Raw genomic sequence first — 25,455 nt, 5'->3', positions numbered from 1 at the left:
AACCAAGCCATCTGTAAAATGAAAACAAAAATCATCTTTCTTGTCTTTTCTCTTTTCTTTTATCTAGAAAGTAATGCTCAGTGCGCCATGTGTAGAGCGGTTCTTGAAAGTGAAGAAACCCAAACAGCCGCCAAGGGTATTAATGATGGTATTGTATATTTAATGGCAATCCCGTATCTTTTGGTTGGCGGTTTAGGCTACTTTATTTATTTAAAATACAAGAAGTTAAAAAAGTAATAAAAACTTTTTTGTTCATTTTGTGTAACATTTCTTTGTATAGTTAGTCTAATTATATAGCTTCACGCTAAATCAATCAAAGTATGTTAGAAATCAAAAATCTTCACAAATCCTATCCCATAGGCGATTCCAGTTTACACGTTTTAAAAGGTATCAATCTTTCTGTTGAAGAAGGGGAGATGGTTGCCATTATGGGTTCTTCTGGTTCAGGAAAATCAACACTTCTAAATATTATAGGTATGTTGGACGAAGCCGATTCTGGAGAGTATATTTTAGATGGCTTGCCTATTAAAAATCTTACCGAAAAAAAAGCTGCTGTATATAGAAACAAGTTTTTAGGGTTTATTTTTCAATCTTTTAACCTTATAAATTATAAAAATGCCCTTGAAAATGTGGCATTACCTTTATATTACCAAGGGATGAAACGTAAAGAACGCCAAGAATTGGCTATGTTTCATTTGGAAAAAGTAGGTTTGGCAAATTGGGCGCATCATTTACCAAAAGAATTATCGGGGGGGCAAAACCAACGTGTAGCCATAGCGCGCGCTTTAGCTGCAAATCCTAAATTATTATTAGCCGATGAGCCAACAGGAGCATTAGATACCACAACTTCCCATGAAATTATGGCGTTTATTCAGCAGTTAAATGATGAAGGCAAAACCATTTTAATGGTAACACACGAAGAAGATATAGCCAATATGTGTAAACGTATCGTCCGCCTGCGCGATGGTGTCATACTAGAAGATGTAAAAGTAACCCAAGTAAGAGCAGAACAGTATGTTTGATATAGACCTTTGGCGAGAAATATTCCAAAGTATCAATAAAAACAGAACCAGAAGTTTACTTTCCGGTTTTACGGTGGCTTTTGCGATATTGTTATTCACTATACTTTTTGGTATTGCAAATGGTTTACAAAACACGTTTGCTGAAGCATTTAGTGATGATGCTACAAATTCTATATATATAAATTCAGGAAAAACAACCAAAGCCAATAAAGGACTTCAGGCAGGAAGACAAATTCAATTTAAAAATGAAGACTTTAGCTATATTAAAGATGAATTTGGCAATAAAGTAGAATTTATCACTGCTCGTATTTACAATAATGTGCAAGCATCATTTAGAAATGAGCAAAGCAGCTACAGTTTACGCGGGGTGCATCCAGATCATCAATTTCTTGAAAAAACCAATGTCATAGAAGGGCGTTACATCAATCAAAACGATTTAGAAAATAAAACCAAAGTAGTTGTAATTGGCAGAAAAATTGAAGAAGATCTATTTTTAAAAACCACAGCTTTAGGCAAGTATATAAATTTAAGTGGTATTCCCTATAAAGTTGTGGGTATTTTTACCGATGATGGCGGCGATTATGAAGAGCGTATCATATATACCCCAGTAAGTACCGCTCAACAAGTTTATGGTAACAACGATTATATCGATCAAATAAACCTTACCTACAACCCTGAAATGAATTATGATCAAGCTTTGGCTTTTAGTACATCCATTACAAAAAAACTTAAAGACCGATTTTCAGTAGCCAGTAGCGACCAACGGGCTGTAAGAGTTCGAAACATGGCAGAAGGTACTAAAGCCGTTAGCCAAATGACTTTTGGTTTAACCGTTATTATTTTGGTAATTGGTTTTGGAACCTTAATTGCCGGAATTGTGGGGGTAAGCAATATTATGATTTTTATTGTTAAAGAACGTACCAAAGAAATAGGTATTCGTAAAGCATTAGGAGCGACACCAAGATCTATTGTTTCTATCATTTTAATGGAATCTATTTTAATTACAGCTATTGCAGGTTACGTTGGGCTATTAATAGGCGTAGGCGTTATAGAACTTGCTGAACCCATTTTGAAGGATTATTTTATTAAAGACCCTGGCGTAAGTAATAGTTTGGTAATAGGAGCCACCTTAACATTAGTAGGAGCAGGTGCCATAGCAGGGTATTTTCCAGCTAAAAGAGCATCGAAAATTAAACCAATTGTAGCACTAAGAAACGACTAAACATGTTTAAATTTTTATTTGAAAGCGATACGTGGCAAGAAGTTTTTGATAGCTTTAGTAAAAACAAACTAAGGTCTATCCTTACTATGGTGGGTGTTTGGTGGGGTATTTTACTGCTAATTGGCTTATTGGGTTCTGCTAGAGGGTTAGAAAATTCATTTAATAGATTATTTGGTAGTTTCGCAACCAATAGTGTATTTGTTTGGGGCCAAAACACAAGCAAACCATTTAAAGGGTTTCAGGAAGGTAAGCAAGTAAGATTATCATTAACTGATGCTAAAAAAGTTGAAGAAAATGTAGAAGGCATCGAGTTTGTGCTTCCAAGAAGTCAACAAGGTACAAATGTTACCAGAAATTTTCTTTCGGGAAGTTTCCAAATGGCGGGCGATTATCCGTTGTTGGACCAATTACAAAAGAAAAAACTCATAAATGGTCGGTTCATCAATCAAAATGATATAGATGATAATAAAAAAATAGCAGTCATTTCAGAAGACACTTACAAACAACTTTTTGAAAAAGATGAAGATGCCATTGGAAAATATATCGATATTAATGGTATCAATTTTATTGTAGTGGGCATTTTTGAAGTGGGGAACGTGAACATGGGACCATCAACAGATATTCACATTCCATTTACAACCTTTCAGCAAATATACAATAGAGGTGATAGAATAGGTTGGATGATGATAACCGGAAAACCGGACTATGATATTAAACAAATTGAAGAAGACGTTAAACTGTTATTAAAAAACTTAAACAATATTCATCCAGAAGATTCACGTGCCTTTGGCAGTTTCAACCTAGGTAAAGAATTTAAAAAATTTACTGGTTTTTTAATAGGTATGCAGTTTTTAACATGGTTTGTAGGCATTGCAACATTAATTGCCGGTGTTTTTGCTATTGGAAATATATTGCTGATTACCGTAAGAGAACGTACTAAAGAAATCGGAATCCGTCGAGCATTGGGCGCAACACCTTTTGAAATTAAACGCCAAATAGTATTGGAAGCGGTATTTTTAACAATGGTAGCTGGTATTTTCGGAATCATCACTGGCGGCTGGATTTTAATAGGGTTGGATGCAGCCTTCGGTCAAGGTACAGATGCGGTGATAGTAAACGCTTCTGTATCTATAGCAATCGTATTTATAGCGCTTATCATATTAGTTGTATTAGGGTCGTTAATTGGTTTAATCCCCGCATTTAAAGCCACAAGCATCAAACCAATAGAAGCATTAAGAGAAGAATAATCAATCAACATAAAAATGAACAAAACAGTAAAAATTATTTTAGTATTAGTAGTTATCATACTATTAGCGTTTGTATTAAAGTATTTTAAAGACGCCAATTCTAAGGGTATTGAAGATTTTAAAGTAGAAGAGCCTTTTTACACATCCATCAATACAAAAGCCGTAGCAACGGGAAAATTAAATCCTGAAGAAGAAATTGAATTAAAACCTCAAATTTCTGGTATTGTAGATGAAATTCTTGTTGAAGAAGGTGATATCGTAAAAAAAGGTGACTTAATTGCAAAAATTAGAGTTGTACCAAACGAGCAAAGTTTGGTAGGTGCTAGCAGTAGAATATCTTCAACAAAATTGTCTTTTGATAATGCGAAGGTGTTATATGAAAGAAATAAATCGCTTTTTGAAAAAGGTGTGATTTCAAAACAAGATTTCGAGAATAGCGAATTGGCATTTAATCAAGCTAAAGAAACTTTATCGCAAGCACAAAACGATTATCAAATTATAAAGCGTGGGTCTATTTCTGGAGGCAGTTCAGCAAATACTAATATTATAGCACAAATAGCGGGTACCATTTTAGAAATTCCGGTGCGTGAAGGCGATCAAGTCATTCAAAGTAACAACTTTAATGCAGGAACCACTATTGCTATTATTGCCGACATGAGTTTCATGATTTTTGAAGGAAAAGTAGATGAAGCAGAAGTAGGCAAACTTAAAGAGGGCAAAGAAATTAAAGTTATTTTGGGAGCTATCAACGAAAAAGAATTTCCGGCGACACTTACTTTCGTGGCACCACGTGGTGTTGAGGAAAATGGTGCGGTTCAATTTACCGTTAAAGCTAATGTAACGCTTGATAATTCAACAAATGTAAGAGCAGGTTATAGCGCCAATGCCGAAATTGATATTGAAAGTAAAGACAGTGTTTTAGCCATAAGAGAGGCCTTATTGCAATACAACAGAATTACTGAAAAACCTTTTGTTGAAATACAGGAAGGTGAGGGAAAATACAAAAAACAAGATGTCACTTTAGGTTTATCCGATGGTATAAACGTCGAAATTACCGAAGGCGTTAAGAAAGGCGATAAAATAAAAGTATGGAACAAGGCATCAAAAGATAATGAAGATGAAGAAAAATAAGATGAAGAACAGCTTAGTTTTAGTAGCACTTGTAGTGTGTATGTTTTCATTTGCACAAGATAAAAAATGGACACTGGAAGCGTGTGTAAATTATGCGCTAGAAAATAACATTACCGTTAAGCAATCGGAATTAGATACCGAAACTGCCCAAGAGAATATAGTGAGCGCCAAAGGTAATTTTTTACCGTCGGTTAATGGTTCAACCTCTGGAAACTTTAATTTTGGTTCCTATATTGGTCAGGATGGAAGTAGAATTTCTAGTAATACTTTTGGTTCAAGTTTAAGCGTAAATACAGGTGTTACACTTTTTAATGGGTTTAGAAACACCAACCTATATAAGCAGGCAAAGCTTGGTTTGGAATCCAGCCAAGTACAATTACAAAAGTTAAAAGATGATATTTCTTTGGCAGTTGTAAACAGTTATTTAAATGCGTTATTAAATAAGGAAAACTACAAAATAGCAGAAGAGCAGGTTCGGGTTACAGAGCAACAAGTAGAACGTATTAGAATATTGTTTAATGAAGGCTCTCAGCCAAAAACAGCATTGTTTGATGTTGAAGCACAATTAGCTAGCAATAAAGAGCAATTAATTAATGCTCAAAACGGAATCGATTTGGCATTGTTAAATTTAGCTCAGTTATTACAAATTTCTCATAGAGGTTTTGATATTGAGGAAGTTACTTTCGATTTGTCTTCGGTAGAATTGATGTACAACGACACGGACGAAATATATAACAAAGCCCTTGAAAACAGACCTGAAATAAGAGCTGCCGAAATTAGTATAGAAAATTCAGAATTAGATATTAAAATAGCTAAAAGTGCCTTTTATCCATCGGTAAGTTTAGGTGCAGGTTTGGGTACTTCATACCAACATACATTGGGCGAAAAAGATAGGATTACTATAGTTGATGTAGACAATCCAGGGAGTATTGCATACATTCCTATTTATGAACCTACAGATTTAGTAAATCCAATTTTAATTCAATCTACCGACCCTCGAAATCCAGCAAATTACAAATCGATTCCAAATGGATTCGGAAAACAATTCAATAATAATTTAGGTTATAATGTTGGTGTAAGTGTAAGTGTGCCTATTTTTAATGGAAATAGAACAAGGGCCAGCGTTAATAGATCTATAATTAGTAATAAACGTATGGCTTATGGTTTAGAACAGGCAAAACAAGATTTGCTTTCTACCATTGAAAATGCTTATTTAGATGCGCGTGCAGCTTTAAATCAATATAAAGCATCAAATGCGTCTCTAATAGCGCAAGAAGAAGCATTTAGAACAGCCAACGAAAGTTATAGCTTGGGTGTGATGACTTCTTTTGAATTTGAACAAGTAAGAAACAGGTTAATAAATGCCCAATCTACTTTAGCAAATTCCAAATACAATTTTGTGTTTAAATCTAAATTGTTAGAGTTCTATAATGGTACTCCTATAACCTTAGATTAATAAATATTTCTTTAATTTTGCAATTCCCGCTTTTTGGCGGGAATTTATTTTTTAAATTCAACTCTTGTGTCATTAATTCTTAATATAGAAACAGCAACAACCAATTGTTCGGTATCGCTTTCGCGGAATGGAAAAACAATTGTTTTAAAGGAAGATAACAGCAAAAACTACTCGCATGCCGAAAGTTTGCATGTGTTTATTGATGCGGTTTTAAAAGAAGCAAACATTACTTCTAAAGAATTGGATGCTATTGCCATTAGTAAAGGTCCGGGGTCTTACACGGGGTTACGTATAGGCGTTTCGGCGGCAAAAGGACTTTGTTTCGCTTTAGATAAACCATTGATTTCGGTACCAACTTTAGAAGCTTTAGCGCATCAAGTTGATGCAAATGATGGCGTTATTGTATCGATGCTCGATGCCAGACGCTTAGAGGTGTATGCGGCTATTTTCGATTCAAATTATAATGAAATTAGAGAAACGGAAGCACAAGTTTTAGATGAAAACGCTTTCGCGGAACAATTAAACCAAGGCAAAGTCTATTTTGTTGGTAATGGCGTAGAAAAAACAAAAGACTTGATAAGCCACCCGAATACTGTTTTTGTTGAAGATACATTGCCTTCTGCCAGCCAAATGAGTTTGTTAGCATTTAATAAGTACAAAAAAAGCGACTTTGAAGATGTCGCTTATTTTGAACCTTATTATTTAAAAGATTTTGTGGCTTTAAAACCAAAATCTCAATTATAATTAAGCTTGTTTATGTATTTCAACTTGATGTGGGTAAGGAATTTCAATACCTGCAGCATCAAGTGCTATTTTAGTGTTTTCGGTAACATCAAAGTAAACTGTCCAATAATCTTCTGTTTTACACCATGGTCTTACGGCAAAATTTACCGAACTATCTGCTAATTCAGAAACATTTACTGTTGGAGCAGGAGTTTCAATAACTTTAGGATGTGAAGTAATTACCTTCATTAAAACCTCTTTCGTTTTCTTTATATCTGAATCATATCCAACACCAAAGGTTAAATCTACACGTCGGGTCCCTTCGGTGGTATAGTTTACGATATTGCCATTTGATAAGGCTCCATTCGGAATTATAATTTCTTTATTAGACAAACCTATGAGTTTAGTAGTAAAAATTTCAATTTGTTTTACGACGCCTATTTCACCCTGGGCTTCAATTAAATCGCCAATTTTAAAAGGTTTAAAAATCATTATTAATACACCACCAGCAAAATTACCTAGCGAACCTTGAAGTGCTAAGCCAACAGCTAAACCAGCTGCAGCAATAATAGCAGCAAACGAGGTTGTAGGCACGCCTAAAGTCCCTAAAAGTGTTATGATTAGTAATATTTTTAGTCCCCAACTAAGTAGATTTATTAGAAACTTTTGCAAGCTTTCTTCATAATTGCTTTTTGTCATTACTTTTCGGGTCGCTTTCAGGAGTTTTTTAATTATCCACGAGCCAATAATCCAAATGGCAATAGCACCAATTATTTTTAATCCGTATTCTGTTATTAATCCAATCCAATACGTAGTGTCAATGTTTTCTAAATTCATAATTTTAATTTGTAATTTATTTAATGTTTATAATGTAAAACTTTAGAAGCAAATAGAGGTAAACTAATAGTTAAGTTTTAAATAAAACAACTAATTAAAGCGATAATGGCAGGAACTGCTTGTATATAAAATAATTTTATTTGCTTTGTAGAGTAAGACCCATAAATACCAGCAATAGTCACACAAATAAGAAAAAAAGCTGCTATTTGTATATCTTTTTGAATAATTGAAAACACTAAACCAGCCGCTAAAAAGCCATTATATAAACCTTGGTTTGCTGCTAATACTTTGGTTTCTTCAGCAAATTCTTTAGATTTTAAACCAAATATTTTAATGCCTTTTGGTGTGGTCCATAAAAACATTTCTAAAATTAAAAAATAGAAGTGTAATAACGCAACACAGGCTATTAAAATAAAGGTCATGAATGTTATGTTTTAAAAGATAGATGCAAACGAATCTGTCTGAAAAGTATTTTGTATCTACTTTGTTTGATTGTCCAGATAACTATCTGGATTGTCGAAAACCAATATTGATTATTAGTAAGTTAAAATATTTCGACAGTCCCAATATATATATATGGACCATATGAAATAGTATTACGCTTTTCAGACGTTTTCGTTTTTTCTAAATTTAATCAACTTCAAAAGTGATTTTTAGGTTAACCCTAAACTCGGTTACTTCACTATCTTTTATGCTAGCGCTTTGTTCATTTACATAAACAGAACGGATGTTTTTAACGCTTTTAGAGGCGTGTTTTACAGCTTTTCTGGTAGCATCTTCCCAACTTTTATCGGAATTAGCTAAAATTTCAATAACTTTTAATACAGACATAATTTAAAAAATTTAAGTTAAAACCTAAAGTTAAGAAATTTAATGTAATTAACCGTTTATTGCCTCAACTGTTTCAACTCTGCCTTTTAGCATTTCTTTCAACATGTTTTCAATACCACTTTTTAAAGTGTAAGTTGAAGACGGGCAACCGCTACAAGCACCTTGCAACATCACGCTAACATTTTTAGTTTCGGCATCGTAGGAAATGAATTGAATGTTTCCACCATCGCTAGCAACAGCTGGCCTTATATATTCTTCCAAAATGTTGATAATTTCTTTAGAAGTGTCATCCAGAGATTCATAGTGAGAATCTAATTGTGTTGTCGATTTTTTTAATGTTTCAGCAGCATTAGGCACTACCACATCTTTACCGTTTTCAATATAGTTTTTAATAAATTCACGAAGTTCTATTGTAATATCTTGCCATTCAGCCATATCATACTTGGTAATGGACACGTAATTTTCGTCAATAAAAACACTTTTCACAAACGGAAAATGAAATAGCTCGGTTGCTAAAGGTGATAATTTTGCTTCGTCTATGGAAGTGAATTCAAAAAGAGTTGTTACTATTTTTTTGTTGGCCACAAATTTCATTACCGCTGGGTTTGGTGTGCTTTCAGCGTACACCGTAACTGGTACTTTTTTTGCTTTGGCAGTTTCTTCAATAACGATACCACCATCGTTTAAATAGGCTTCAATTTGTTCAGCTACTTCATCCTGTACATCACTCCATTCAACAATGTTATAGCGCTCTACTGCAATAAAGTTTCCAGAGATATATACCTTTTTTACAAAGGGTAAATAGAACAATTGTTGTGCTAAAGGCGATGCCTTGGCGTCGTCTATATTATTAAATTCAAAACTTTGATGTTTCGTTATAAACTCATTTATTTCGAATTTAATGATGGCGTTATTTGATGTTTCTTGCACAGAAACCTTGAAAGTATTCATTTTAGCTAATTTTTCACAAAAATACTAAAAGAAAACTTTAGATATCCATATATTTGAGTTTTGTTGCCTCTTTTTTGGGAGTAAAAGATAACTTTTTGCATGTTTTCTTTTTCGTATAATTTATTACTAATTAAGGCTTTTAATAGCAAATTAACCTGATTGAACTTATGAAGTTAATGAATGTTTTCATGGTTGCAGTAGGCGTTATGTGCGCTAACATTGTAAATTCTCAAGAAGGGTTGCCCATATATACCGACTATTTAACCGATAATTACTATTTAATACACCCCTCTATGGCTGGTGCTGCCAATTGTGCTAAAGTAAGACTTACTGCACGGCAACAATGGTTTGGGCATGAAGATGCACCACAACTTTTAACTTTAAGTATGAACGGTAGAATAGGCGATTCCCAATCGGCTATTGGCGGTATTTTATATACAGATAAAAATGGATATCATTCGCAAACAGGTGCTTACGCTACCTATGCACACCACTTGATGTTTTCTAGAAGTGAAACCGATTTAAATATGTTGTCTTTTGGACTGAGTGCAGGATTTATTCAGTATAAATTAGATGAAACATCCTTTCTGTTTGATGGTCCAGACCCAATAATTGATGGCTTTGTTCAAAATGAAACCAACTTTAATATCGATTTAGGATTTTCATACCATTTTTTGGATTTTTATGCCCATGCAACAATTAAAAATGTATTGGAAAATTCTGGAATTAATAAAGATGTGAATATCACCAGTAATTTAAGACGTTATTTACTTTCGGTTGGAAATGTATTTAGTAAATACGGAAGTGAATGGAGTTATGAGCCATCGGTGATGTTTCAATATAGAGATGAAACCAAAGAAGCCTCTATTGATGTAAATGCTAAAGTATATAAACAAGTGGAATTTGGTAAAATTTGGGGAGGCTTGTCGTATAGAAATAGTTTTGATGGTGCAGAATATACACAGTCGGGTTCTGTAAATACCCAACGTTTACAGCAAATTACACCTATTTTAGGCGTTAATTATAACGAGTTTATGTTTGCTTACAATTATACCTATCAAAATAATTCGGTGGTATTTGCCAATGGGGGTTTTCATCAATTAACTTTAGGCTATAACTTTAATTGTAAAAGAGAGCGTTACGATTGTAACTGTCCTGCGGTTAATTAGATATATAACTTTTACTATAACTATTTATAAGATTTAAAACAAAAAATTCCGCTGTACTAGCGGAATTTTTTTTGTTTAACTATTCTTCAATGGCATCATCAATATCCTTTGAAGTTGGTTTCTTTTTTGAAGGCGTTGCTTTTTCTTCTATGGTTTTACCTTTTAAATACTCGGGCAAATCCATACCAGCCATATTAAACATGTCTTGAAGTGGTGGCACCGATTGGTACATACCCGATAGGAAGTTAGCTGTAGATGATTTTCCATCTTTTCCGCCGCCATTTTCCCAAACGGTTACTTTATCAATTTTAATGTTTTTAATAGCTTCGGCTTGTGTTTTAACTAATTCAGGAAGTTTATCTGCAATTAACAGTAACACAGCGTCTTTTGAGTTGTTTCCAGCCGCTTTAACAATTTGGTCTAAACCAGCCGCTTGTTTGGTTAATACTTCGTATAAACCTTGCGCTTCGGCTTGTGCTTTTAGTAAAATCGCATCCGCTTGCCCTTTTGCTATTCTTCTTATATTTTCAGCTTCCGCTTCCGCATCAATTTCTACTTTTCTTTTATCTATTTCAGCAGGAACAACAATATCTGCTAATTGTGTAGAGCGTACACGTTCCGCTCTGGCAATTTCCGCCATTTTTTCAGCAGCATAGGCTTCTTCTAATGCTTTTGCGGCTTGTACTTTTTCCGAAGCAATGGCTCTTTTTTCAGCTTCCGCTTCGCGTTCTCTTCTTAAGGCATCCGATTCTGCAATCGAGATTTTAGCTATATTCTCTCCATCAATAGCTCGTGCATTAGCTTCCGATGTTTTGATTCTTTCTTCCTTTAATGCTTCAGCTTCACCAATTTTAGCTTTGGCTACGGCACTCGCTGTTTGCACACGCTCGTTTTGGCTTGCGTTAGCTTCACCAATCATGGCTAATGCATTGGCTGCAGCAATTTGAGTTCTTTCATTTTGCATCGCATTGGCTTCACCAATCTTCGCTTTAGCATGTAATTCTGCTACTTGGGTACGTTCATCTTGTACCGCATTGGCTTCACCAATGGAACCATCTCTGGTTTTTTCGGCAACCGATTTTCTAGCGGCATTGATAGCGTGTGCCGCAGCTTCTTTTCCTAAAGCTTGAATATATCCAGATTCATCAACAATATCTGTAATGTTTACGTTGATAAGTTTTAAACCTACTTTTTTAAGCTCAGATTCTACACTTTCAGAAATATTGGTTAAAAATTTATCACGATCGGAATTGATTTCTTCAATATCCATAGAAGCCACTACTAAACGTAACTGACCAAAAATGATTTCTTGCGCCAATTCTTGTATTTCGTTTTGACCTAAACCTAAAAGTCTTTCGGCAGCATTTTGCATGATACCTGGTTCGGTGGAAACACCAATAGTAAAACGCGATGGTACATTAACACGAATGTTTTGCTTACTTAAAGCATTTACTAAATTAACTTCTATAGAAATAGGTGTTAAATCTAGAAATTGATAATCTTGAATTACGGGTACTATAAAGGCAGCACCACCATGTATACATTTTGCCGATTGTCCACCACCAACTTTACCGTACACTACTAAAATTCGGTCTGAAGGACAACGTTTATAGCGCCTTACTAAGACAATAAAAAATACAAAAACAAATAATACAGCAAAAATGATTGCTACGGGTAAGCCAAAATCGGAGGCTTGGGTTACTAATAAGGTCATGGTTATTTGGTTAATAGTTCAACAATTAAAATTCCGTTTTCTGTAACGTCTTTTACTTTAATAACAGCTGATGATTTTAAGTTAGTATCAGCATCGGTTAGGGCTTCCAGTTCTCGTAAAGCGCCTTGTATTTTAATATGTACTTTTCCTATGGAAGATCTGTTGGCACCAATGGTTAAATAGACTTCGCCTACAGCACCAATGGCATTTTTAAAAACTAAGGTGCCACTGTCGTTAAGTTTTCGCATGTAGTAAAACATGGCAGCCATAATTGTCATCATGAGTAAACCACAGACAAAGGAAATAATGATAGTTAGTATATTGGAAAGGCCAGCATCAATACAGGCGATACCACTCCAGCCAAATAAAGTAAAGAAACCAATGAGATTTTTAAAGGTTATAAATTGAAACCCAATACCGGTATCCGATTCTATTTCGGCATCTGTATCTAAGCCATCTGTTTCCCCACCAATGAAGGTTAAAACCATCATGATAATGAAAATTAAAGAGCCTAATAACGCAATACCCCAATAAATTTTTGGAAATAATTCTAAATTTGAAAACCAGTTCATCATAATATAAAACCGTTTGTAATTTTTTGTAAGGTAACTCTTTGGTTAGAGTTTCGCAATACTAAAATTAGATTTTATTTATGAGTGTTTTAAAGCTGTTTTTTGTTACAGAAAATGTTTAATTATTTTAGTAATTGACAAAACAGGAAACTATGAATTTGAGTGGATTATTAATGAGGCTGTCTAAAAAGGATTTTACATTTACTTTGTCAGGTTGAGCCTGTCGAAACCGATATTGACTACCAGTATGTTACAATATTTCGACATGCTCAATATGACTTAATATTACACTTTTCAGACAGTCTTAGATCAATTGAAATAAGATTAAGGTGAAATTTTATTTAAAACTATACCTCAAACCAAATAGCAAATTGCTTGGAGGCATCGGTACAAAACCTGCTTCAATATAATCGGCATTAAAAATATTGCTTGCAGTTATGCTGAATTCTAATTGTTTAAGGTTTAAAGCTAAGGAGGCATCCCACACATTATAACTATCGCCTGTGGTACGTTGGGCATGTTTGTATATAATATTCTGACTCACATTTTTAAATAATTGTGTGCTTAAACGGGTCGTGAAATGGTGTTTAAGGGTGTTTAACGAATAACGAGACAGTTCTTTATTTTGATTTAAAATATCGTCTTCCAAAAAGTTATACCCAACAGCCAGTGTTTGGTTAAAATCGTTTAATTTAAAATTATATGCAGCATCAATTTCGAACCCTTTAGTGTTAACTTCGGTTATGTTCGTAGCTGTATAAATGGGTTCGGTAATGTTTGGGCGTATAAAATCAATTAAATTCTGAGCATCTCGGTTATATACAGCCAATGTTGCTGAAAATTTAGGAGAGAAATATTTAATACCAATTTCTTGAGCAAAAGCTTCTTCAACTTCTAAATCTGGATTTCCTGCAGTACTGGAATCGTTGTAATATAAATCGGTATATGTTGGAATTCTATAGGTATAACCAATATTTCCATAAGCTTTTAATTGGTCGGTTATTCTGTAACCTAAATCGATTCCCGGGAAAGCGTAAAAATCGAAATCTGAAAAATAAGTTACGGCAATTCCAGGTGTAATATCTAATTTGTCATTGAAAATTTTAAATTCATGTTCTAGGAATAGTGTGGTCATAAACCTGTTACGATCTCCCAAGTTGTTACTGGTCATATACACTTTAGAAATATCGACCCCAAACCCTGTTATACCCATATTGGATGTGTAATTGGCATTTACTTCTGCGCCCATTTTATTGGTAATGTGTAAGTTTCTGTAAACGGTGGGATCGTTTCTTAAGTACACATATTCATCTTGGTTTCGTTTCCAATAGATACGTGGTGTGATACTTAATTTTTCTGTTTTAAATTCTGTAGAAAAGGCTATTAAACTATTTTGGGTTTCTTCGTATTGTTCTGTAGCACTTTCTCTGGCATAAAATCCATTAGCACCAAACTTGCGTTCTTGGAATGTGGTAATCATTTCAACAGCTTGTTTGTTCTTATTAAAAACACTTTTTACAAAATAATTATTGTTATCATAATCGGTATTATGACGATACCCAGCAGAAGACATTTTATCAACATGTATAATATGCGATGAATTTTCTAGTTGAGATCCCACGGTGACGCCCGCATTTAATTGCCCAAAAGAACCCGTTTCCATGGTTGCCGAAACTGTGTTTTTTAATTCTTTTTTAGTCACAATATTTATAGCGCCATTAAAAGCATTTTGTCCAAAGACTCTCGCTGCTGGTCCTTTTATTATTTCAATACGCTCAATAACTTCAATTGGTAAAGCAGCATTCATGGTATGGTGCCCGGTTTGTGCATCGTCCATTTTAATGCCATCAATAAGTAATAAAGTTTGGTCGAAACTACCACCACGAATGTATAAATCGGCTTGACTTCCCGAAGTTCCACGTCGTCTCACATCAATACCAGCAACTTGTTGAAGTAAATCGGCAATATTATTGGTAGCACTGTTTTTTATAACTTCTGAAGAAATAATAGAAATAGTCCTGGAGTTTTCCTTAAATGGTAAATCAATTCGGGTAGAGTTGATTATTACTTCGCTAAGCGCCGTGGTATCTTGTGATTTATCTTGAGGAGTTTGGGCATGTATGGTGACAGAAACTAGTATGATTAACGCTAGGAAATAGTTATTCTTCATAACAAATAATTGTATTGTTTTTTACGCTGCAAAATTCGTAACTTTCTGGACTAGTTAAATAGTCCAGTTTTAAAATAATGAATAGTCCGGTTAGCGAACTTCTAAAGCAATTAATTCATCTTGAAAAATCAAGTTCAACAGCCTTATACATTCAAGCGGCTCAACAAATTATCAATGCCATACAGCGTAGGTATTTAACTGAAGGCGATTGGCTTCCTGGTACACGTACGTTTAGTGAACTTTTTAATATTAATAGAAATACGGTGGTGGCTATTTACGACGAATTAGCCTCGCAAGGTTGGGTGGAAATTATACCCAATAAAGGCACCTGTATTTTAGTTCCTGAGCATAAAACAGCAACCATTAAAGCAACGGCACAACGTATCGATCAGGCGCATGACTATGCAAAAACAACGGGATTTCCGTTTCAAACGTCTTTTAATTTAGCATCTACGAATGAAAATAGTGATAAAAAATACCGTATCAACGATGGTCAACCCGATTTAAAATTGCATCCTACGCATCAATTTTCAAAATGGTATAGTGCATCTATGAAGCGAAAAACGTTGATTTCAAAATGGAATCAATCAGCTTCATCTTCTCATTCAGTTTTTGAAATTCAATTGTGTAATTATTTAAATGCCACGCGCGGTTTTCATATAAAACCACATCATTTAATGAGTACGCGTAGTATCGAAATGAGTTTGTATATTGTTTCGCAAGTATTGTTGAAGCCTAAAGACATTGTTTTGGTAGGAGATTTAAGTAACTATGCCGCTAATATGATTTTTCAACAATCGGGAGCTGCTATTAAAACCATCCCCATTGATGATGATGGCATCGATGTAGAATACATTAGAAAACATTTTGTAAAACATGCCATTCGTTGTGTGTATGTATGTGCGCACCGGCATTACCCAACTACGAGAGGACTTAGTGCCGAACGCCGTTTGCAATTAATGCAACTGGCAAAAGAGTATCAATTCGCTATTATTGAAGATGATTTTGATTACGATTTTCAGTTTGATGGTTCTGCTATGTTGCCTATGGCGATTTCCGATGCCAATGGGGTTATTATTTATTTAGGCAAACTAGGGCAATCATTATTTCCAAGTTTTCAAACGGGATTTGTAATTGCGCCCGAAAATTTAATTCAAGAAGCTAAAAATTATTTAAAAATATTGGATAGTCAAGGTGATTTAATTCAAGAACAAATGCTTTCTGAACTTATTTATGAAGGGGAAATACACCGATTAATAAAGAAAAACATTATTATTTATAAGCAAAGGCGTGATTTTTTATGTGAATGTTTACATGAGCATTTTAAAGAACAAATAATTTGGGAAAAACCTTCAGGTGGTTTAGCATTATGGCTGCGTTTTGAACCTAAAATATCGTTAATTAAGCTGGCATTTTATACTGAACAGTTGGACTTATTTCTTCCCAAAACCATTCTTTATCAAGATAAAAACACCTGTTCTATTCGTTTTGGGTTTGGCGATTTGAATGAAGAGGATATTGAAATTATAGTGAAGAAATTACGTGCAGCTTATAATATGGTTTTAAGTAGTTAGTTTATTATCATTTACCAGTTGGGTGTAATTAAAAAAAAATCAATTAAAAGTAGTTTTTTATATGAAAATTATAAGCCATTTAGAAACTAGATGTCAGTCTGAGCTTGTCGAAGACCTCAGAAAGGTTGCATTTCGACAAGCTCAATGTGACATATAGTACAAAATTGACTTTTTATAATAATAACACTCAACTGGTTATTAAATATTTTCTTGCTTTTTTAATAAAAAATTATTGTTTTTCGATAAATTTACTATATTTGTTATCGTTAAACAATAATAAAATAACGGGTTATGACTAGAAATTCTCTTTTAAATGCAGCCATCACATTAAGTAAGGTTGCTAAAACTATTTTAATTTTAACGATGATAGGAGTTACTGCAATATTTATTCATTTGCAATTGGATAGAGATTTTTATAATTCTAAAAAAATTGATCTTAAAACTGAGAGTAAATATTTTTATTCAATGAAGTCGAAGTATCAAACAGATGCAGATTACACTGAGATTTTTACACTAGATAAATTGAAAACGGTATCACTTTATATCACATATTTTAAAATTCTTGGAGGGTTCATTTTAATTTTTTTGTGTATTCGAGAGTTTCAAAAAATTATGCAATCTGTAAAAGATATAAAAACATTTAGAAAAAATAATGTACAGTCGTTTAGAAGAATAGGGAGGCTTTTAATAGGATTCGCTATAATATCAAGCTATGATTCTTTTCGTTTTGAAAATGGTGATTTTATGGGAATTTCTATACCTTTTACTATATTGTTTTTAATAGTATTTGCCTTAATAATGGCAGAGATTTTTAAGGAAGGAATTTTGTTAAAGGAAGAAAACGACCTAACCATATAAGCTATGTCAATAATTGTAAATCTGGATATCATGCTTGCTAAACGCGACATGAAAAGTAAAGAGTTGGCTGAAATTATTGGTATTACAGAAGCTAATTTATCTATATTAAAATCCGGAAAAGCCAAAGCGGTGCGTTTTTCAACCTTAGAAGCCATTTGTAAAGCGTTAGAATGCCAACCCGCAGATATTTTAGAATATGTTGAAGACTAATTTAATGTGAAACCGTATTTTTGTAATTCACGAAATAGTATCTAGTTATGAAAAAGTGTCTCTTTATTCTATTGTTTTTAATTTCTTGTATAAGTTTTTCCCAAAACAACCACATTGTAAAAACTGAGGACGGTAGACGTGTTTGGTTAAAAGCAGATTTTACATGGGAATATATTGATGCTGAGATCCCAAAAGAAAGTGCTACTGAAGCACCCATGAAAAAAGACGAATGTAAATTAGCTGAGGGATTTACAGAACCAGAATTAGATAATAAAATTCAATCGCAATTAAAAAAAGGTCGAGCCACTATAGATCATGTAAAAGCAAAAGTGGCAAAAGATTATAATTGCAAGGTTGAAGACGTTATTTTATTATCATTTTCTGAACAAAAAGCAAAAGCAGTCTATTATTTTTGTGCCAACGGTAAAAAAGTAACCTACAAACGCACCGGACATGCTATTATAGAAAGTGGTAAATTATTTTAAATAAATACTTAACTGGGTTTTAAAAGCGTTTGAGTTTTAGATTGCAAAAATAGTATCTTTGTTTTCATGTACGCCCTAGTAGATTGTAACAATTTTTATGCGTCTTGCGAACGTGCCTTCAACCCCAATTTACGCAACAAACCCATGGCTATTTTAAGTAATAACGATGGCTGCGTTATCTCGCGAAGCGATGAAGCAAAGGTATTAGGCTTGCCTATGGGTGCGCCTATTTTTAAATGGGAAGGGTTTTGTAAAGCGAACGATATTCAGATATTCTCCTCAAACTATCCACTTTATGGTGATATGAGTAGCCGAGTGATGGCTATTTTAGAACAATTTACGCCCGATGTTGAGGTGTATAGTATAGACGAAGCATTTATTCAATTAAAAGGCTTCCAAAATTATAATCTTGAAGATTACGGTACACAAATTCGAACCCGTATTTTAAAATGGACGGGCATTCCAACCTGCGTAGGTGTAGCGCCCACAAAAGCATTGAGTAAGGTTGCCAATAAAATTGCACGTAAATTCCCGAAGCAAACCAATGGTGTTTATGTTATTGATTCTGAAGAAAAACGCATTAAAGCCCTAAAATGGATTAAAATTGAAGATGTTTGGGGTATTGGGCGGGGTTTAACAAAACGGTTGAAAGCTAAAAACTGCAACACCGCATTCGATTTTGTTCAGTTACCCGATGATTGGGTGCGCAAAAATTTCTCCATCACCCAGTGGAAACTTAAAAAGGATTTAGAAGGCATTCCAACCTTGCAATTAGATGAAGTAACCACAAAGCAAGCCATTGCCACCACTAGAAGTTTCGAGTACACGTTTTCAGATATTGATAACATCAAAGAGCGTATTTCCACCTTTGCCACAAGTTGCGCCGAAAAATTACGTAAACAAGGCTCCAGTTGCCATGTTATTTATGTGATGTTGAGTAGTGATAGGCATAAAAAAGATTTAGAACAACATCGTGCCAGCAAATTAATAAGCTTGTCCTATCCAACCGATTCTAGTTTAATTATAAGTCAGCAGGCAGTGGAGGCGGTAACGAGTATTTTTATGGAAGGCATCAAATATAAAAGGGCAGGAGTGATTGTGATGGGTTTGGTAGATACATCAAATTATCAATTACAATTATTCGAAAAGGAAAACCCAAAGCATAAACCTTTAATGAAAGCCATTGATGGTTTAAATGCTAAATATGCCGATAGTAAAGTAAAAATAGCGAATCAAGATTTAAAACGAACTTGGAAAATGCGTCAGGAGCGCTTATCGCCACGGTACACAACCAATATTAATGATGTTATTAAAGTGAAATGATTTATCCTAGAAATGCAATAATTTCATAAATTAGAACTAAATTTAAAAACAGAAATAATAAAAACTATTTGGGCTTACCACAAGGGTCGGGCTTTACGTTTCAATCTTTTTGCGTCATTGCGAAGAAAATTTCTAATTTTCTGTGGCAATCTCTTAATTGGAAGCAATTACTTTTTTTAATTGGCAAAAAGGATTTTCACTACAAATACCAAAGGTATTCACGATTTCGATTTAGTACAATGGTATGCATGAGTAATCCCTAACGCAAAAAAATACAAAATAAAATGATATTACATCAATCCAATAACCTAACGTTTTTCACACCAGCCGAGTCAGACAGTTTAGGTACGCTTTTTTACGATGCAGGAATTTCAGCAGGATTTCCTTCACCAGCAGAAGATTTTAAAGAGCAACGCTTATCATTAGATAAAGAACTTATAAAAAACAAAGAGGCCACGTTTTTTGCGCGTGTAAGCGGTCAATCGATGATTGGCGCCGGACTTGATGATAGCGATTTATTAGTAATAGATAGAAGTTTAGAACCTGCAAACAATAAAATTGCCGTGTGCTTTCTCGATGGTGAATTTACCGTAAAACGCTTAAAAGTGAATAAGGAAGGTGTGTGGTTGCAACCCGAAAATCCTAACTACCCCATAATAAAAATAACAAGTGACAACGACTTTGTTATTTGGGGCATTGTAACCAATGTTATTAAAAAAGTATATTAACAAAAAACGCGAAGCATGTGCTTCGCGTTTTTTTATTATATTATAAAATAAGTTTTAATCTACTAAAACAATTATTTTATTGTCTTTCATTTCAATAGTTCCAGAATTTATTTTAAGTGTTAACACTTTATTGTCTTTCCCTTGAGGCACAATATCAGCGTGTAACTCATCTAAAACCATTGGGTTTTCTGTATGAATTTTAACGGTTCCTTCCTTTAAAAGCGACACGATAGAAGCGTGATTTTTTAAAATTTGAAACTCGCCATTAATACCAGGAAGCACTACAGATTCAACATCTGAACCGAATAAAGTAGCCTCTGGTGATACAATTTCTAAATACATAATTTTTAAAATTGATAATTGATAATTGTCAATTGATAATTATCAATTGGATTAGGCTTCCGCTAACATTTTATCTCCAGCTTCAATAGCTTCTTCAATAGTACCTTTAAGGTTAAATGCTGCTTCTGGCAGGCGATCTAATTCACCATCCATAATCATGTTAAAACCTTTAATAGTTTCTTTAATATCTACTAACACACCTGGAATCCCTGTAAATTGCTCTGCTACGTGGAATGGTTGAGATAAGAAACGTTGAACACGTCTTGCACGTCCTACCGCTAATTTATCATCTTCTGAAAGCTCTTCCATACCAAGAATGGCAATAATATCTTGTAATTCTTTGTAACGTTGTAATAACTCTTTAACACGTTGTGCACAAGCGTAATGATCTTTCCCTAAAATATCAGCAGTTAAAATTCTAGAAGTAGAATCTAATGGGTCTACCGCAGGATAAATACCTAACTCAGCAATTTTACGAGATAATACCGTAGTAGCATCTAAATGCGCGAACGTTGTAGCAGGCGCAGGATCCGTTAAATCATCCGCAGGTACGTAAACCGCTTGTACAGATGTAATAGAACCTCTTTTTGTTGATGTAATACGTTCTTGCATCGCACCCATCTCAGTTGCTAAAGTTGGTTGGTAACCTACCGCAGAAGGCATACGACCTAAAAGTGCAGATACCTCTGAACCAGCTTGTGTAAAACGGAAAATGTTATCTACAAAGAAAAGTACATCTTTTCCTTGGCCTTCTCCAGCTCCATCACGGAAATATTCAGCAATAGTTAAACCAGACAAAGCAACACGTGCACGTGCTCCAGGTGGCTCATTCATTTGTCCGAATACGAAAGTTGCTTTCGATTCTTTCATCTTAGCTTTATCCACTTTAGATAAATCCCATCCGCCATCTTCCATAGAATGCATGAAATCATCACCATAACGGATAATTCCAGACTCTAACATCTCTCTTAAAAGGTCATTTCCTTCACGAGTTCTTTCACCTACACCAGCAAATACTGATAAACCACCGTGACCTTTTGCTATATTGTTAATCAACTCTTGGATTAATACTGTTTTACCTACACCAGCACCGCCAAATAAACCAATTTTACCACCTTTTGCATAAGGCTCAATTAAGTCAATTACTTTGATACCTGTAAATAAAACTTCGGTAGAAGTTGATAAATCTTCAAATTTAGGCGCTTGACGGTGAATTGGTAACCCAGCATTTCCTGCTTTAGGCAAATCTCCAAGACCATCAATAGCATCTCCAATTACATTAAATAAACGTCCGTAAACAGCATCGCCAATTGGCATTTGTATAGGCGAACCCGTTGCAGTAACTTCAGTGCCTCTACTTAAACCATCCGATGAATCCATCGCAATAGTACGTACGGTATCTTCACCAATATGAGATTGTACTTCAAGTACTAATAAAGAACCATCTGCTCTTTTGATTTCTAATGAATCATAAATTTTTGGAAGTTCAGAACCAGCGCCGAATTCAACATCGATAACTGGACCTACTATTTGTGCAACCTTACCTGTAACTTTAGCCATTACTTATATGTTTAATATTATGCGTTTTAATTGAATGAAAACACTTTTAGTTTCCGCGTGCAAAGATAAATTTTTTAATTTAAAATGAAAGTTGTTTTTGAAGCTTTTTTGCAATAAAAAAACGCCTTGAGTACCAAGACGTTTTTTATAAGATTCTTTTTATTTAGTGGATTTTCATCCAATCGATTTATAATACTATCCTAAAGCAACACGTTTAAAACCTAAAATGGCAACATCGCCATAAGAAGCCACATATTTTGCTACGTTTATTTTTTCATCTTTTATAAAGTTTTGATCTAATAAACATTGTTCTTGATCTAAAGTAGTGTTATCAGAGATAAAACGCTCTAATTTACCTGGTAAAATTCTATCCCAAATTTGTTCTGGTTTTCCTTCAGCTTTTAATTCTGCTTTAGCATCTTCTTCAGCTTTAGCTAACACTTCTGGAGTTAATTGTGCCATAGAAATGTATTGAGGTACATTTTTAAGTGTTTTACCTAAACGTGCAAACTCTTCGTTATCTTTTTCAATAACTGCAATTCTAGCTTCTAATTCTGAAGCAATAAAAGCAGGATCAAAATCTTTGTAAGATAATGTGCTAGCTCCCATTGAAGCTATTTGCATAGCCACATCTTTAGATAATGTTTCAGCGTTTTTTACATTAGCAGTTAAACCTACTAAAGCAGCAATTTTGTTAATGTGAACGTAAGAACCAACATAAGGAGCTTCTAATTTTTCAAAAGCATTGATATCTAATTTTTCACCAATAACACCTGTTTGCTCAATTAATTTATCAGCAACAGTCATACCACCAAAATCAGCAGCTAAAAGCTCTTCTTTTGTGTTTACTGTAAATGCTAAATCTGCTAATTGTTCCGCTAGTGCAATAAAGTTTTCGTTTTTACCAACAAAGTCAGTTTCGCAACCTAAAACAATCGCAACACCAACGGTATTGTCTGCATTAACTTTTGCAATAGCAGCACCTTCAGAAGACTCACGGTCTGCACGGTTAGCAGCTACTTTTTGTCCTTTTTTACGTAAAACTTCAATTGCTTTATCAAAATTGCCTTCCGCTTCAACTAAAGCTTTTTTACAATCCATCATTCCTGCACCTGTAGCTTGTCTTAATTTATTAACCTCAGCTGCTGTAATTTTTACTGTAGATTCCATATATTTTTTAATTTAAAAAAGTCGTTCAAATATTCCTGTAAAGAAAATAATTAAACGACTTATTTGTATTGTGAAATTGTTAATTATTCTTCCTCGTCGGTAACAACTGCTTTAGATGCACGTTTTTTAGTTGGTGCAACTTTTTCATTGTCATCATCTTGGTCTTCTTTATCAGATTTTCTATCGGCTAAACCAGCAGCGATAGAAGCTGTAACATAAGATAACACTTTATCGATAGATTTAGAAGCATCATCATTTGCAGGTATTACATAATCAACTTGACGTGGATCTGAGTTGGTATCAACCATTGCAAAAATAGGAATGTTTAATTTTTGAGCTTCTTTAATAGCGATGTGCTCACGTTTAATATCAACTACAAATAATGCACCTGGTAAACGTGTCATGTCTACAATAGAACCTAAGTTTTTTTCCAACTTAGCTCTTAAACGATCTACTTGTAAACGTTCTTTTTTAGAAAGCGTTAAGAAAGTACCGTCTTTCTTCATTCTATCAATCATAGCCATTTTTTTAACAGCTTTTCTAATAGTTACGAAGTTCGTTAACATACCACCTGGCCATCTTTCAGTGATGTAAGGCATCGTGATAGATCCTGCTTTTTCAGCAACGATATCTTTTGCTTGCTTTTTTGTTGCAACAAATAAAATTTTACGACCAGAAGCTGCAATTTTAGCTAATGCTTCTCCAGCTTCGTCAATTTTAGCTGCTGTTTTGTATAGGTTAATAATATGGATGCCGTTACGCTCCATGTATACGTAAGGAGCCATGTTTGGATCCCACTTACGTGTAAGGTGACCGAAGTGTACACCTGCTTCAAGTAATTCTTTTACTTCTACTGCCATTTTTAATAGTTTACGTTCTGTTGATTAGCAATGTTCCATTTGGCTCTTGGCTTTTAGCTTTTGGCTCTTGGCTTCATTTAGATGCTTAACTAAATCCTGACCTTTAGGTCATGGACAACAATAACTGATTTAATTTTTTTTGTTTGAAATGTAAATGCTTCGACTATGCTTAGCAAGACATTTCGGATAATATTAACGTTTAGAGAATTGGAATTTCTTACGCGCTTTTTTCTGACCGAATTTTTTACGCTCTACCATTCTTGGATCTCTTGTTAATAAACCTTCTGGTTTTAGAGTTAATCTGTTTTCAGCATCCAATTCGCACATGGCGCGAGAGATTGCTAAACGAACAGCTTCTGCTTGACCAGTGATACCACCACCTAATACATTTACTGTAATATCAAAGTTGCTATCATTGTTAGTCATAACTAAAGGTTGCTTTACTTTGTACTGTAAAGTTGCAGTTGGAAAGTAAGCAGTTATGTCTTTTTTATTAATCGTGATGGCTCCTGTTCCAGAAGCTACATACACACGAGCAACAGCCGTCTTTCTACGGCCAATTTTGTGAATTACATCCATTATTTGAATTCGTTTAAGTTAATTGTTTTTGGTTTTTGTGCAGCATGTGCATGTTCTGTACCAACAACAACTGTAAGGTTACGGAATAAATCTGCCCCTAATTTGTTTTTAGGTAACATTCCTTTTACTGATTTTTCTACTACTCTTGATGGGTCTTTCCCAAACAATTCTGTAGCAGTTAAACTTCTTTGACCACCTGGATAACCTGTGTGACGAATGTACGTTTTATCGTTCCATTTGTTTCCAGTTAAGTTGATTTTTTCAGAGTTGATAACAATTACGTTATCACCACAATCAACGTGTGGTGTGAAGCTAGGCTTGTGTTTACCTCTTAAAAGTATTGCAACTTTTGAAGCTAAACGGCCCAAAGACTGTCCTTCAGCGTCAACTAAAACCCACTGCTTATCTGCAGTTGCTTTATTGGCTGAAATTGTTTTGTAGCTTAATGTGTCCACGTTATTAATTATTTTTTATTAAACATTCCTCTTTCAAAAAGAGTTTGCAAATGTACGATATTCTGTTTGATAACCAAATAGTGAATAACTTTTTTATTGTCTATTAAAAATATTTTGATAATCAGTGGTTTAGAAAGTTTCGAAACAAAGTTTATTAAAGGCATTAAATGCGTTAAAACAGGTTCTTGTTTTCTTGATTTTTATAATGAATATGACTACGTTATTTTTTTGAAATGTATTCAAGTTAAACTTCAATGACTCCTTGT

27 protein-coding genes are annotated in these 25,455 nt (G+C 34.2%); 14 read left to right on the top strand and 13 right to left on the bottom strand.

Translation table 11 applies throughout. From position 1 onward, the window contains the following. Window positions 1-18: 18 nt before the first annotated feature. The 7 genes from EV196_RS02245 to tsaB all read left to right on the top strand — a co-directional run bounded on the left by EV196_RS02245 (window position 19) and on the right by tsaB (window position 6,822). Window positions 19-237, top strand: coding sequence for a hypothetical protein (locus EV196_RS02245; RefSeq protein WP_132214460.1), 219 nt, complete (start codon window positions 19-21; stop codon window positions 235-237). A gap of 83 nt (window positions 238-320) precedes the next feature. Further along, a complete protein-coding gene (locus EV196_RS02240) occupies window positions 321-1,022 on the top strand; it encodes an ABC transporter ATP-binding protein (RefSeq protein ID WP_132214458.1) in 702 nt (233 codons plus the stop codon). Further along, window positions 1,015-2,244 carry an ABC transporter permease gene (locus tag EV196_RS02235; protein WP_132214455.1) on the top strand — a complete coding sequence of 410 codons (1,230 nt, stop codon included), beginning with the start codon at window positions 1,015-1,017 and terminating at the stop codon, window positions 2,242-2,244. The genes EV196_RS02240 and EV196_RS02235 overlap by 8 nt, the downstream gene beginning before the upstream one ends. Before the next feature lie 2 nt (window positions 2,245-2,246). Further along, window positions 2,247-3,491: an ABC transporter permease gene (locus tag EV196_RS02230; RefSeq protein ID WP_132214453.1), complete on the top strand. Its 1,245-nt coding sequence runs from the start codon at window positions 2,247-2,249 to the stop codon at window positions 3,489-3,491. Between the two features lie 15 nt (window positions 3,492-3,506). After that, window positions 3,507-4,622, top strand: a complete 1,116-nt coding sequence (locus EV196_RS02225; RefSeq protein ID WP_132214451.1) for an efflux RND transporter periplasmic adaptor subunit — start codon at window positions 3,507-3,509, stop codon at window positions 4,620-4,622. Further along, the gene (locus EV196_RS02220) at window positions 4,609-6,078 is read left to right on the top strand and encodes a TolC family protein (RefSeq protein WP_243652156.1); all 1,470 of its coding nucleotides are present in this window, start codon (window positions 4,609-4,611) and stop codon (window positions 6,076-6,078) included. Before EV196_RS02225 ends, EV196_RS02220 begins: the two co-directional genes overlap by 14 nt. A 66-nt stretch (window positions 6,079-6,144) precedes the next feature. After that, window positions 6,145-6,822, top strand: a complete 678-nt coding sequence (tsaB, locus tag EV196_RS02215; protein WP_132214447.1) for a tRNA (adenosine(37)-N6)-threonylcarbamoyltransferase complex dimerization subunit type 1 TsaB — start codon at window positions 6,145-6,147, stop codon at window positions 6,820-6,822. Here the strand turns inward: tsaB and EV196_RS02210 are convergent, their stop codons facing one another. The 4 genes from EV196_RS02210 to EV196_RS02195 all read right to left on the bottom strand — a co-directional run bounded on the left by EV196_RS02210 (window position 6,823) and on the right by EV196_RS02195 (window position 9,420). Continuing rightward, window positions 6,823-7,638, bottom strand: a complete 816-nt coding sequence (locus EV196_RS02210; RefSeq protein ID WP_132214445.1) for a mechanosensitive ion channel family protein — start codon at window positions 7,636-7,638, stop codon at window positions 6,823-6,825. 77 nt (window positions 7,639-7,715) lie between these two features. Further along, on the bottom strand, window positions 7,716-8,069 hold the full coding sequence (locus EV196_RS02205) for a DUF1304 domain-containing protein (RefSeq protein ID WP_132214443.1): 354 nt from the start codon (window positions 8,067-8,069) through the stop codon (window positions 7,716-7,718). 199 nt (window positions 8,070-8,268) lie between these two features. Next, entirely contained in the window at window positions 8,269-8,469 is a 201-nt protein-coding gene (locus EV196_RS02200) for a dodecin family protein (RefSeq protein WP_132214441.1), read from the bottom strand. A gap of 48 nt (window positions 8,470-8,517) precedes the next feature. Beyond that, on the bottom strand, window positions 8,518-9,420 hold the full coding sequence (locus EV196_RS02195; RefSeq protein WP_132214439.1) for a NifU family protein: 903 nt from the start codon (window positions 9,418-9,420) through the stop codon (window positions 8,518-8,520). Window positions 9,421-9,587: 167 nt separating this feature from the next. Between EV196_RS02195 and EV196_RS02190 the strand changes: the two genes are divergently transcribed. Further along, on the top strand, window positions 9,588-10,589 hold the full coding sequence (locus tag EV196_RS02190; RefSeq protein ID WP_132214437.1) for a PorP/SprF family type IX secretion system membrane protein: 1,002 nt from the start codon (window positions 9,588-9,590) through the stop codon (window positions 10,587-10,589). A 79-nt stretch (window positions 10,590-10,668) separates the two neighbouring features. Here the strand turns inward: EV196_RS02190 and EV196_RS02185 are convergent, their stop codons facing one another. The 3 genes from EV196_RS02185 to EV196_RS02175 all read right to left on the bottom strand — a co-directional run bounded on the left by EV196_RS02185 (window position 10,669) and on the right by EV196_RS02175 (window position 15,045). Continuing rightward, window positions 10,669-12,303, bottom strand: coding sequence for a flotillin family protein (locus EV196_RS02185; RefSeq protein ID WP_132214435.1), 1,635 nt, complete (start codon window positions 12,301-12,303; stop codon window positions 10,669-10,671). Window positions 12,304-12,305: 2 nt separating this feature from the next. Further along, a complete protein-coding gene (locus EV196_RS02180) occupies window positions 12,306-12,878 on the bottom strand; it encodes a hypothetical protein (RefSeq protein ID WP_132214433.1) in 573 nt (190 codons plus the stop codon). A 334-nt stretch (window positions 12,879-13,212) separates the two neighbouring features. Then, window positions 13,213-15,045, bottom strand: a complete 1,833-nt coding sequence (locus EV196_RS02175) for a TonB-dependent receptor plug domain-containing protein (protein WP_132214431.1) — start codon at window positions 15,043-15,045, stop codon at window positions 13,213-13,215. A 77-nt stretch (window positions 15,046-15,122) separates the two neighbouring features. Between EV196_RS02175 and EV196_RS02170 the strand changes: the two genes are divergently transcribed. From EV196_RS02170 to EV196_RS02145, 6 genes are all read left to right on the top strand, one after another. Then, entirely contained in the window at window positions 15,123-16,619 is a 1,497-nt protein-coding gene (locus tag EV196_RS02170; RefSeq protein WP_207902800.1) for an aminotransferase-like domain-containing protein, read from the top strand. Window positions 16,620-16,910: 291 nt separating this feature from the next. Next, the gene (locus EV196_RS02165) at window positions 16,911-17,477 is read left to right on the top strand and encodes a DUF2975 domain-containing protein (RefSeq protein ID WP_132214427.1); all 567 of its coding nucleotides are present in this window, start codon (window positions 16,911-16,913) and stop codon (window positions 17,475-17,477) included. A 3-nt stretch (window positions 17,478-17,480) separates the two neighbouring features. Beyond that, on the top strand, window positions 17,481-17,687 hold the full coding sequence (locus tag EV196_RS02160) for a helix-turn-helix domain-containing protein (protein WP_132214425.1): 207 nt from the start codon (window positions 17,481-17,483) through the stop codon (window positions 17,685-17,687). A 47-nt stretch (window positions 17,688-17,734) separates the two neighbouring features. Continuing rightward, the gene (locus EV196_RS02155) at window positions 17,735-18,172 is read left to right on the top strand and encodes a DUF3157 family protein (RefSeq protein WP_132214423.1); all 438 of its coding nucleotides are present in this window, start codon (window positions 17,735-17,737) and stop codon (window positions 18,170-18,172) included. Between the two features lie 66 nt (window positions 18,173-18,238). Next, window positions 18,239-19,495 (top strand): Y-family DNA polymerase, encoded by a 1,257-nt coding sequence (locus EV196_RS02150; protein ID WP_132214420.1) that lies wholly within the window; start codon window positions 18,239-18,241, stop codon window positions 19,493-19,495. Between the two features lie 284 nt (window positions 19,496-19,779). Next, window positions 19,780-20,223, top strand: coding sequence for a LexA family protein (locus tag EV196_RS02145; RefSeq protein WP_132214418.1), 444 nt, complete (start codon window positions 19,780-19,782; stop codon window positions 20,221-20,223). Between the two features lie 54 nt (window positions 20,224-20,277). Here the strand turns inward: EV196_RS02145 and EV196_RS02140 are convergent, their stop codons facing one another. The 6 genes from EV196_RS02140 to rplM form a co-directional block, all read right to left on the bottom strand. Next, window positions 20,278-20,565 (bottom strand): F0F1 ATP synthase subunit epsilon, encoded by a 288-nt coding sequence (locus EV196_RS02140; protein WP_132214416.1) that lies wholly within the window; start codon window positions 20,563-20,565, stop codon window positions 20,278-20,280. A 51-nt stretch (window positions 20,566-20,616) separates the two neighbouring features. Next, window positions 20,617-22,125 carry a F0F1 ATP synthase subunit beta gene (atpD, locus tag EV196_RS02135; protein WP_132214414.1) on the bottom strand — a complete coding sequence of 503 codons (1,509 nt, stop codon included), beginning with the start codon at window positions 22,123-22,125 and terminating at the stop codon, window positions 20,617-20,619. 195 nt (window positions 22,126-22,320) lie between these two features. Continuing rightward, on the bottom strand, window positions 22,321-23,295 hold the full coding sequence (gene tsf / locus EV196_RS02130) for a translation elongation factor Ts (RefSeq protein ID WP_132214412.1): 975 nt from the start codon (window positions 23,293-23,295) through the stop codon (window positions 22,321-22,323). Window positions 23,296-23,378: 83 nt separating this feature from the next. Beyond that, window positions 23,379-24,155 carry a 30S ribosomal protein S2 gene (gene rpsB, locus EV196_RS02125; protein WP_132214410.1) on the bottom strand — a complete coding sequence of 259 codons (777 nt, stop codon included), beginning with the start codon at window positions 24,153-24,155 and terminating at the stop codon, window positions 23,379-23,381. A 192-nt stretch (window positions 24,156-24,347) separates the two neighbouring features. Then, entirely contained in the window at window positions 24,348-24,734 is a 387-nt protein-coding gene (gene rpsI / locus EV196_RS02120; protein WP_132214408.1) for a 30S ribosomal protein S9, read from the bottom strand. Further along, on the bottom strand, window positions 24,734-25,189 hold the full coding sequence (gene rplM / locus EV196_RS02115) for a 50S ribosomal protein L13 (RefSeq protein ID WP_132214406.1): 456 nt from the start codon (window positions 25,187-25,189) through the stop codon (window positions 24,734-24,736). The genes rpsI and rplM overlap by 1 nt, the downstream gene beginning before the upstream one ends. Between the last annotated feature and the right edge of the window lie 266 nt (window positions 25,190-25,455).

It is taken from the genome of Mariniflexile fucanivorans (assembly GCF_004341235.1).
In the GTDB taxonomy this organism is placed as follows: domain Bacteria; phylum Bacteroidota; class Bacteroidia; order Flavobacteriales; family Flavobacteriaceae; genus Mariniflexile; species Mariniflexile fucanivorans.
This window is presented reverse-complemented; position numbering and strand designations above follow the sequence as displayed.

Coding starts and splice junctions, on each gene's coding strand:
- tsf (WP_132214412.1), bottom strand. CDS start 23,295: ATGGAATCTACAGTAAAAATTACAGCAGCTGAGGTTAATAAATTAAGA.
- EV196_RS02200 (WP_132214441.1), bottom strand. CDS start 8,469: ATGTCTGTATTAAAAGTTATTGAAATTTTAGCTAATTCCGATAAAAGT.
- EV196_RS02185 (WP_132214435.1), bottom strand. CDS start 12,303: ATGACCTTATTAGTAACCCAAGCCTCCGATTTTGGCTTACCCGTAGCA.
- EV196_RS02170 (WP_207902800.1), top strand. CDS start 15,123: ATGAATAGTCCGGTTAGCGAACTTCTAAAGCAATTAATTCATCTTGAA.
- EV196_RS02150 (WP_132214420.1), top strand. CDS start 18,239: ATGTACGCCCTAGTAGATTGTAACAATTTTTATGCGTCTTGCGAACGT.
- atpD (WP_132214414.1), bottom strand. CDS start 22,125: ATGGCTAAAGTTACAGGTAAGGTTGCACAAATAGTAGGTCCAGTTATC.
- EV196_RS02195 (WP_132214439.1), bottom strand. CDS start 9,420: ATGAATACTTTCAAGGTTTCTGTGCAAGAAACATCAAATAACGCCATC.
- EV196_RS02190 (WP_132214437.1), top strand. CDS start 9,588: ATGAAGTTAATGAATGTTTTCATGGTTGCAGTAGGCGTTATGTGCGCT.
- rpsI (WP_132214408.1), bottom strand. CDS start 24,734: ATGGATGTAATTCACAAAATTGGCCGTAGAAAGACGGCTGTTGCTCGT.
- rpsB (WP_132214410.1), bottom strand. CDS start 24,155: ATGGCAGTAGAAGTAAAAGAATTACTTGAAGCAGGTGTACACTTCGGT.
- EV196_RS02235 (WP_132214455.1), top strand. CDS start 1,015: ATGTTTGATATAGACCTTTGGCGAGAAATATTCCAAAGTATCAATAAA.
- EV196_RS02155 (WP_132214423.1), top strand. CDS start 17,735: ATGAAAAAGTGTCTCTTTATTCTATTGTTTTTAATTTCTTGTATAAGT.
- EV196_RS02175 (WP_132214431.1), bottom strand. CDS start 15,045: ATGAAGAATAACTATTTCCTAGCGTTAATCATACTAGTTTCTGTCACC.
- EV196_RS02230 (WP_132214453.1), top strand. CDS start 2,247: ATGTTTAAATTTTTATTTGAAAGCGATACGTGGCAAGAAGTTTTTGAT.
- EV196_RS02180 (WP_132214433.1), bottom strand. CDS start 12,878: ATGATGAACTGGTTTTCAAATTTAGAATTATTTCCAAAAATTTATTGG.
- EV196_RS02240 (WP_132214458.1), top strand. CDS start 321: ATGTTAGAAATCAAAAATCTTCACAAATCCTATCCCATAGGCGATTCC.
- EV196_RS02225 (WP_132214451.1), top strand. CDS start 3,507: ATGAACAAAACAGTAAAAATTATTTTAGTATTAGTAGTTATCATACTA.
- EV196_RS02145 (WP_132214418.1), top strand. CDS start 19,780: ATGATATTACATCAATCCAATAACCTAACGTTTTTCACACCAGCCGAG.
- EV196_RS02165 (WP_132214427.1), top strand. CDS start 16,911: ATGACTAGAAATTCTCTTTTAAATGCAGCCATCACATTAAGTAAGGTT.
- EV196_RS02220 (WP_243652156.1), top strand. CDS start 4,609: ATGAAGAAAAATAAGATGAAGAACAGCTTAGTTTTAGTAGCACTTGTA.
- EV196_RS02140 (WP_132214416.1), bottom strand. CDS start 20,565: ATGTATTTAGAAATTGTATCACCAGAGGCTACTTTATTCGGTTCAGAT.
- EV196_RS02160 (WP_132214425.1), top strand. CDS start 17,481: ATGTCAATAATTGTAAATCTGGATATCATGCTTGCTAAACGCGACATG.
- EV196_RS02245 (WP_132214460.1), top strand. CDS start 19: ATGAAAACAAAAATCATCTTTCTTGTCTTTTCTCTTTTCTTTTATCTA.
- EV196_RS02210 (WP_132214445.1), bottom strand. CDS start 7,638: ATGAATTTAGAAAACATTGACACTACGTATTGGATTGGATTAATAACA.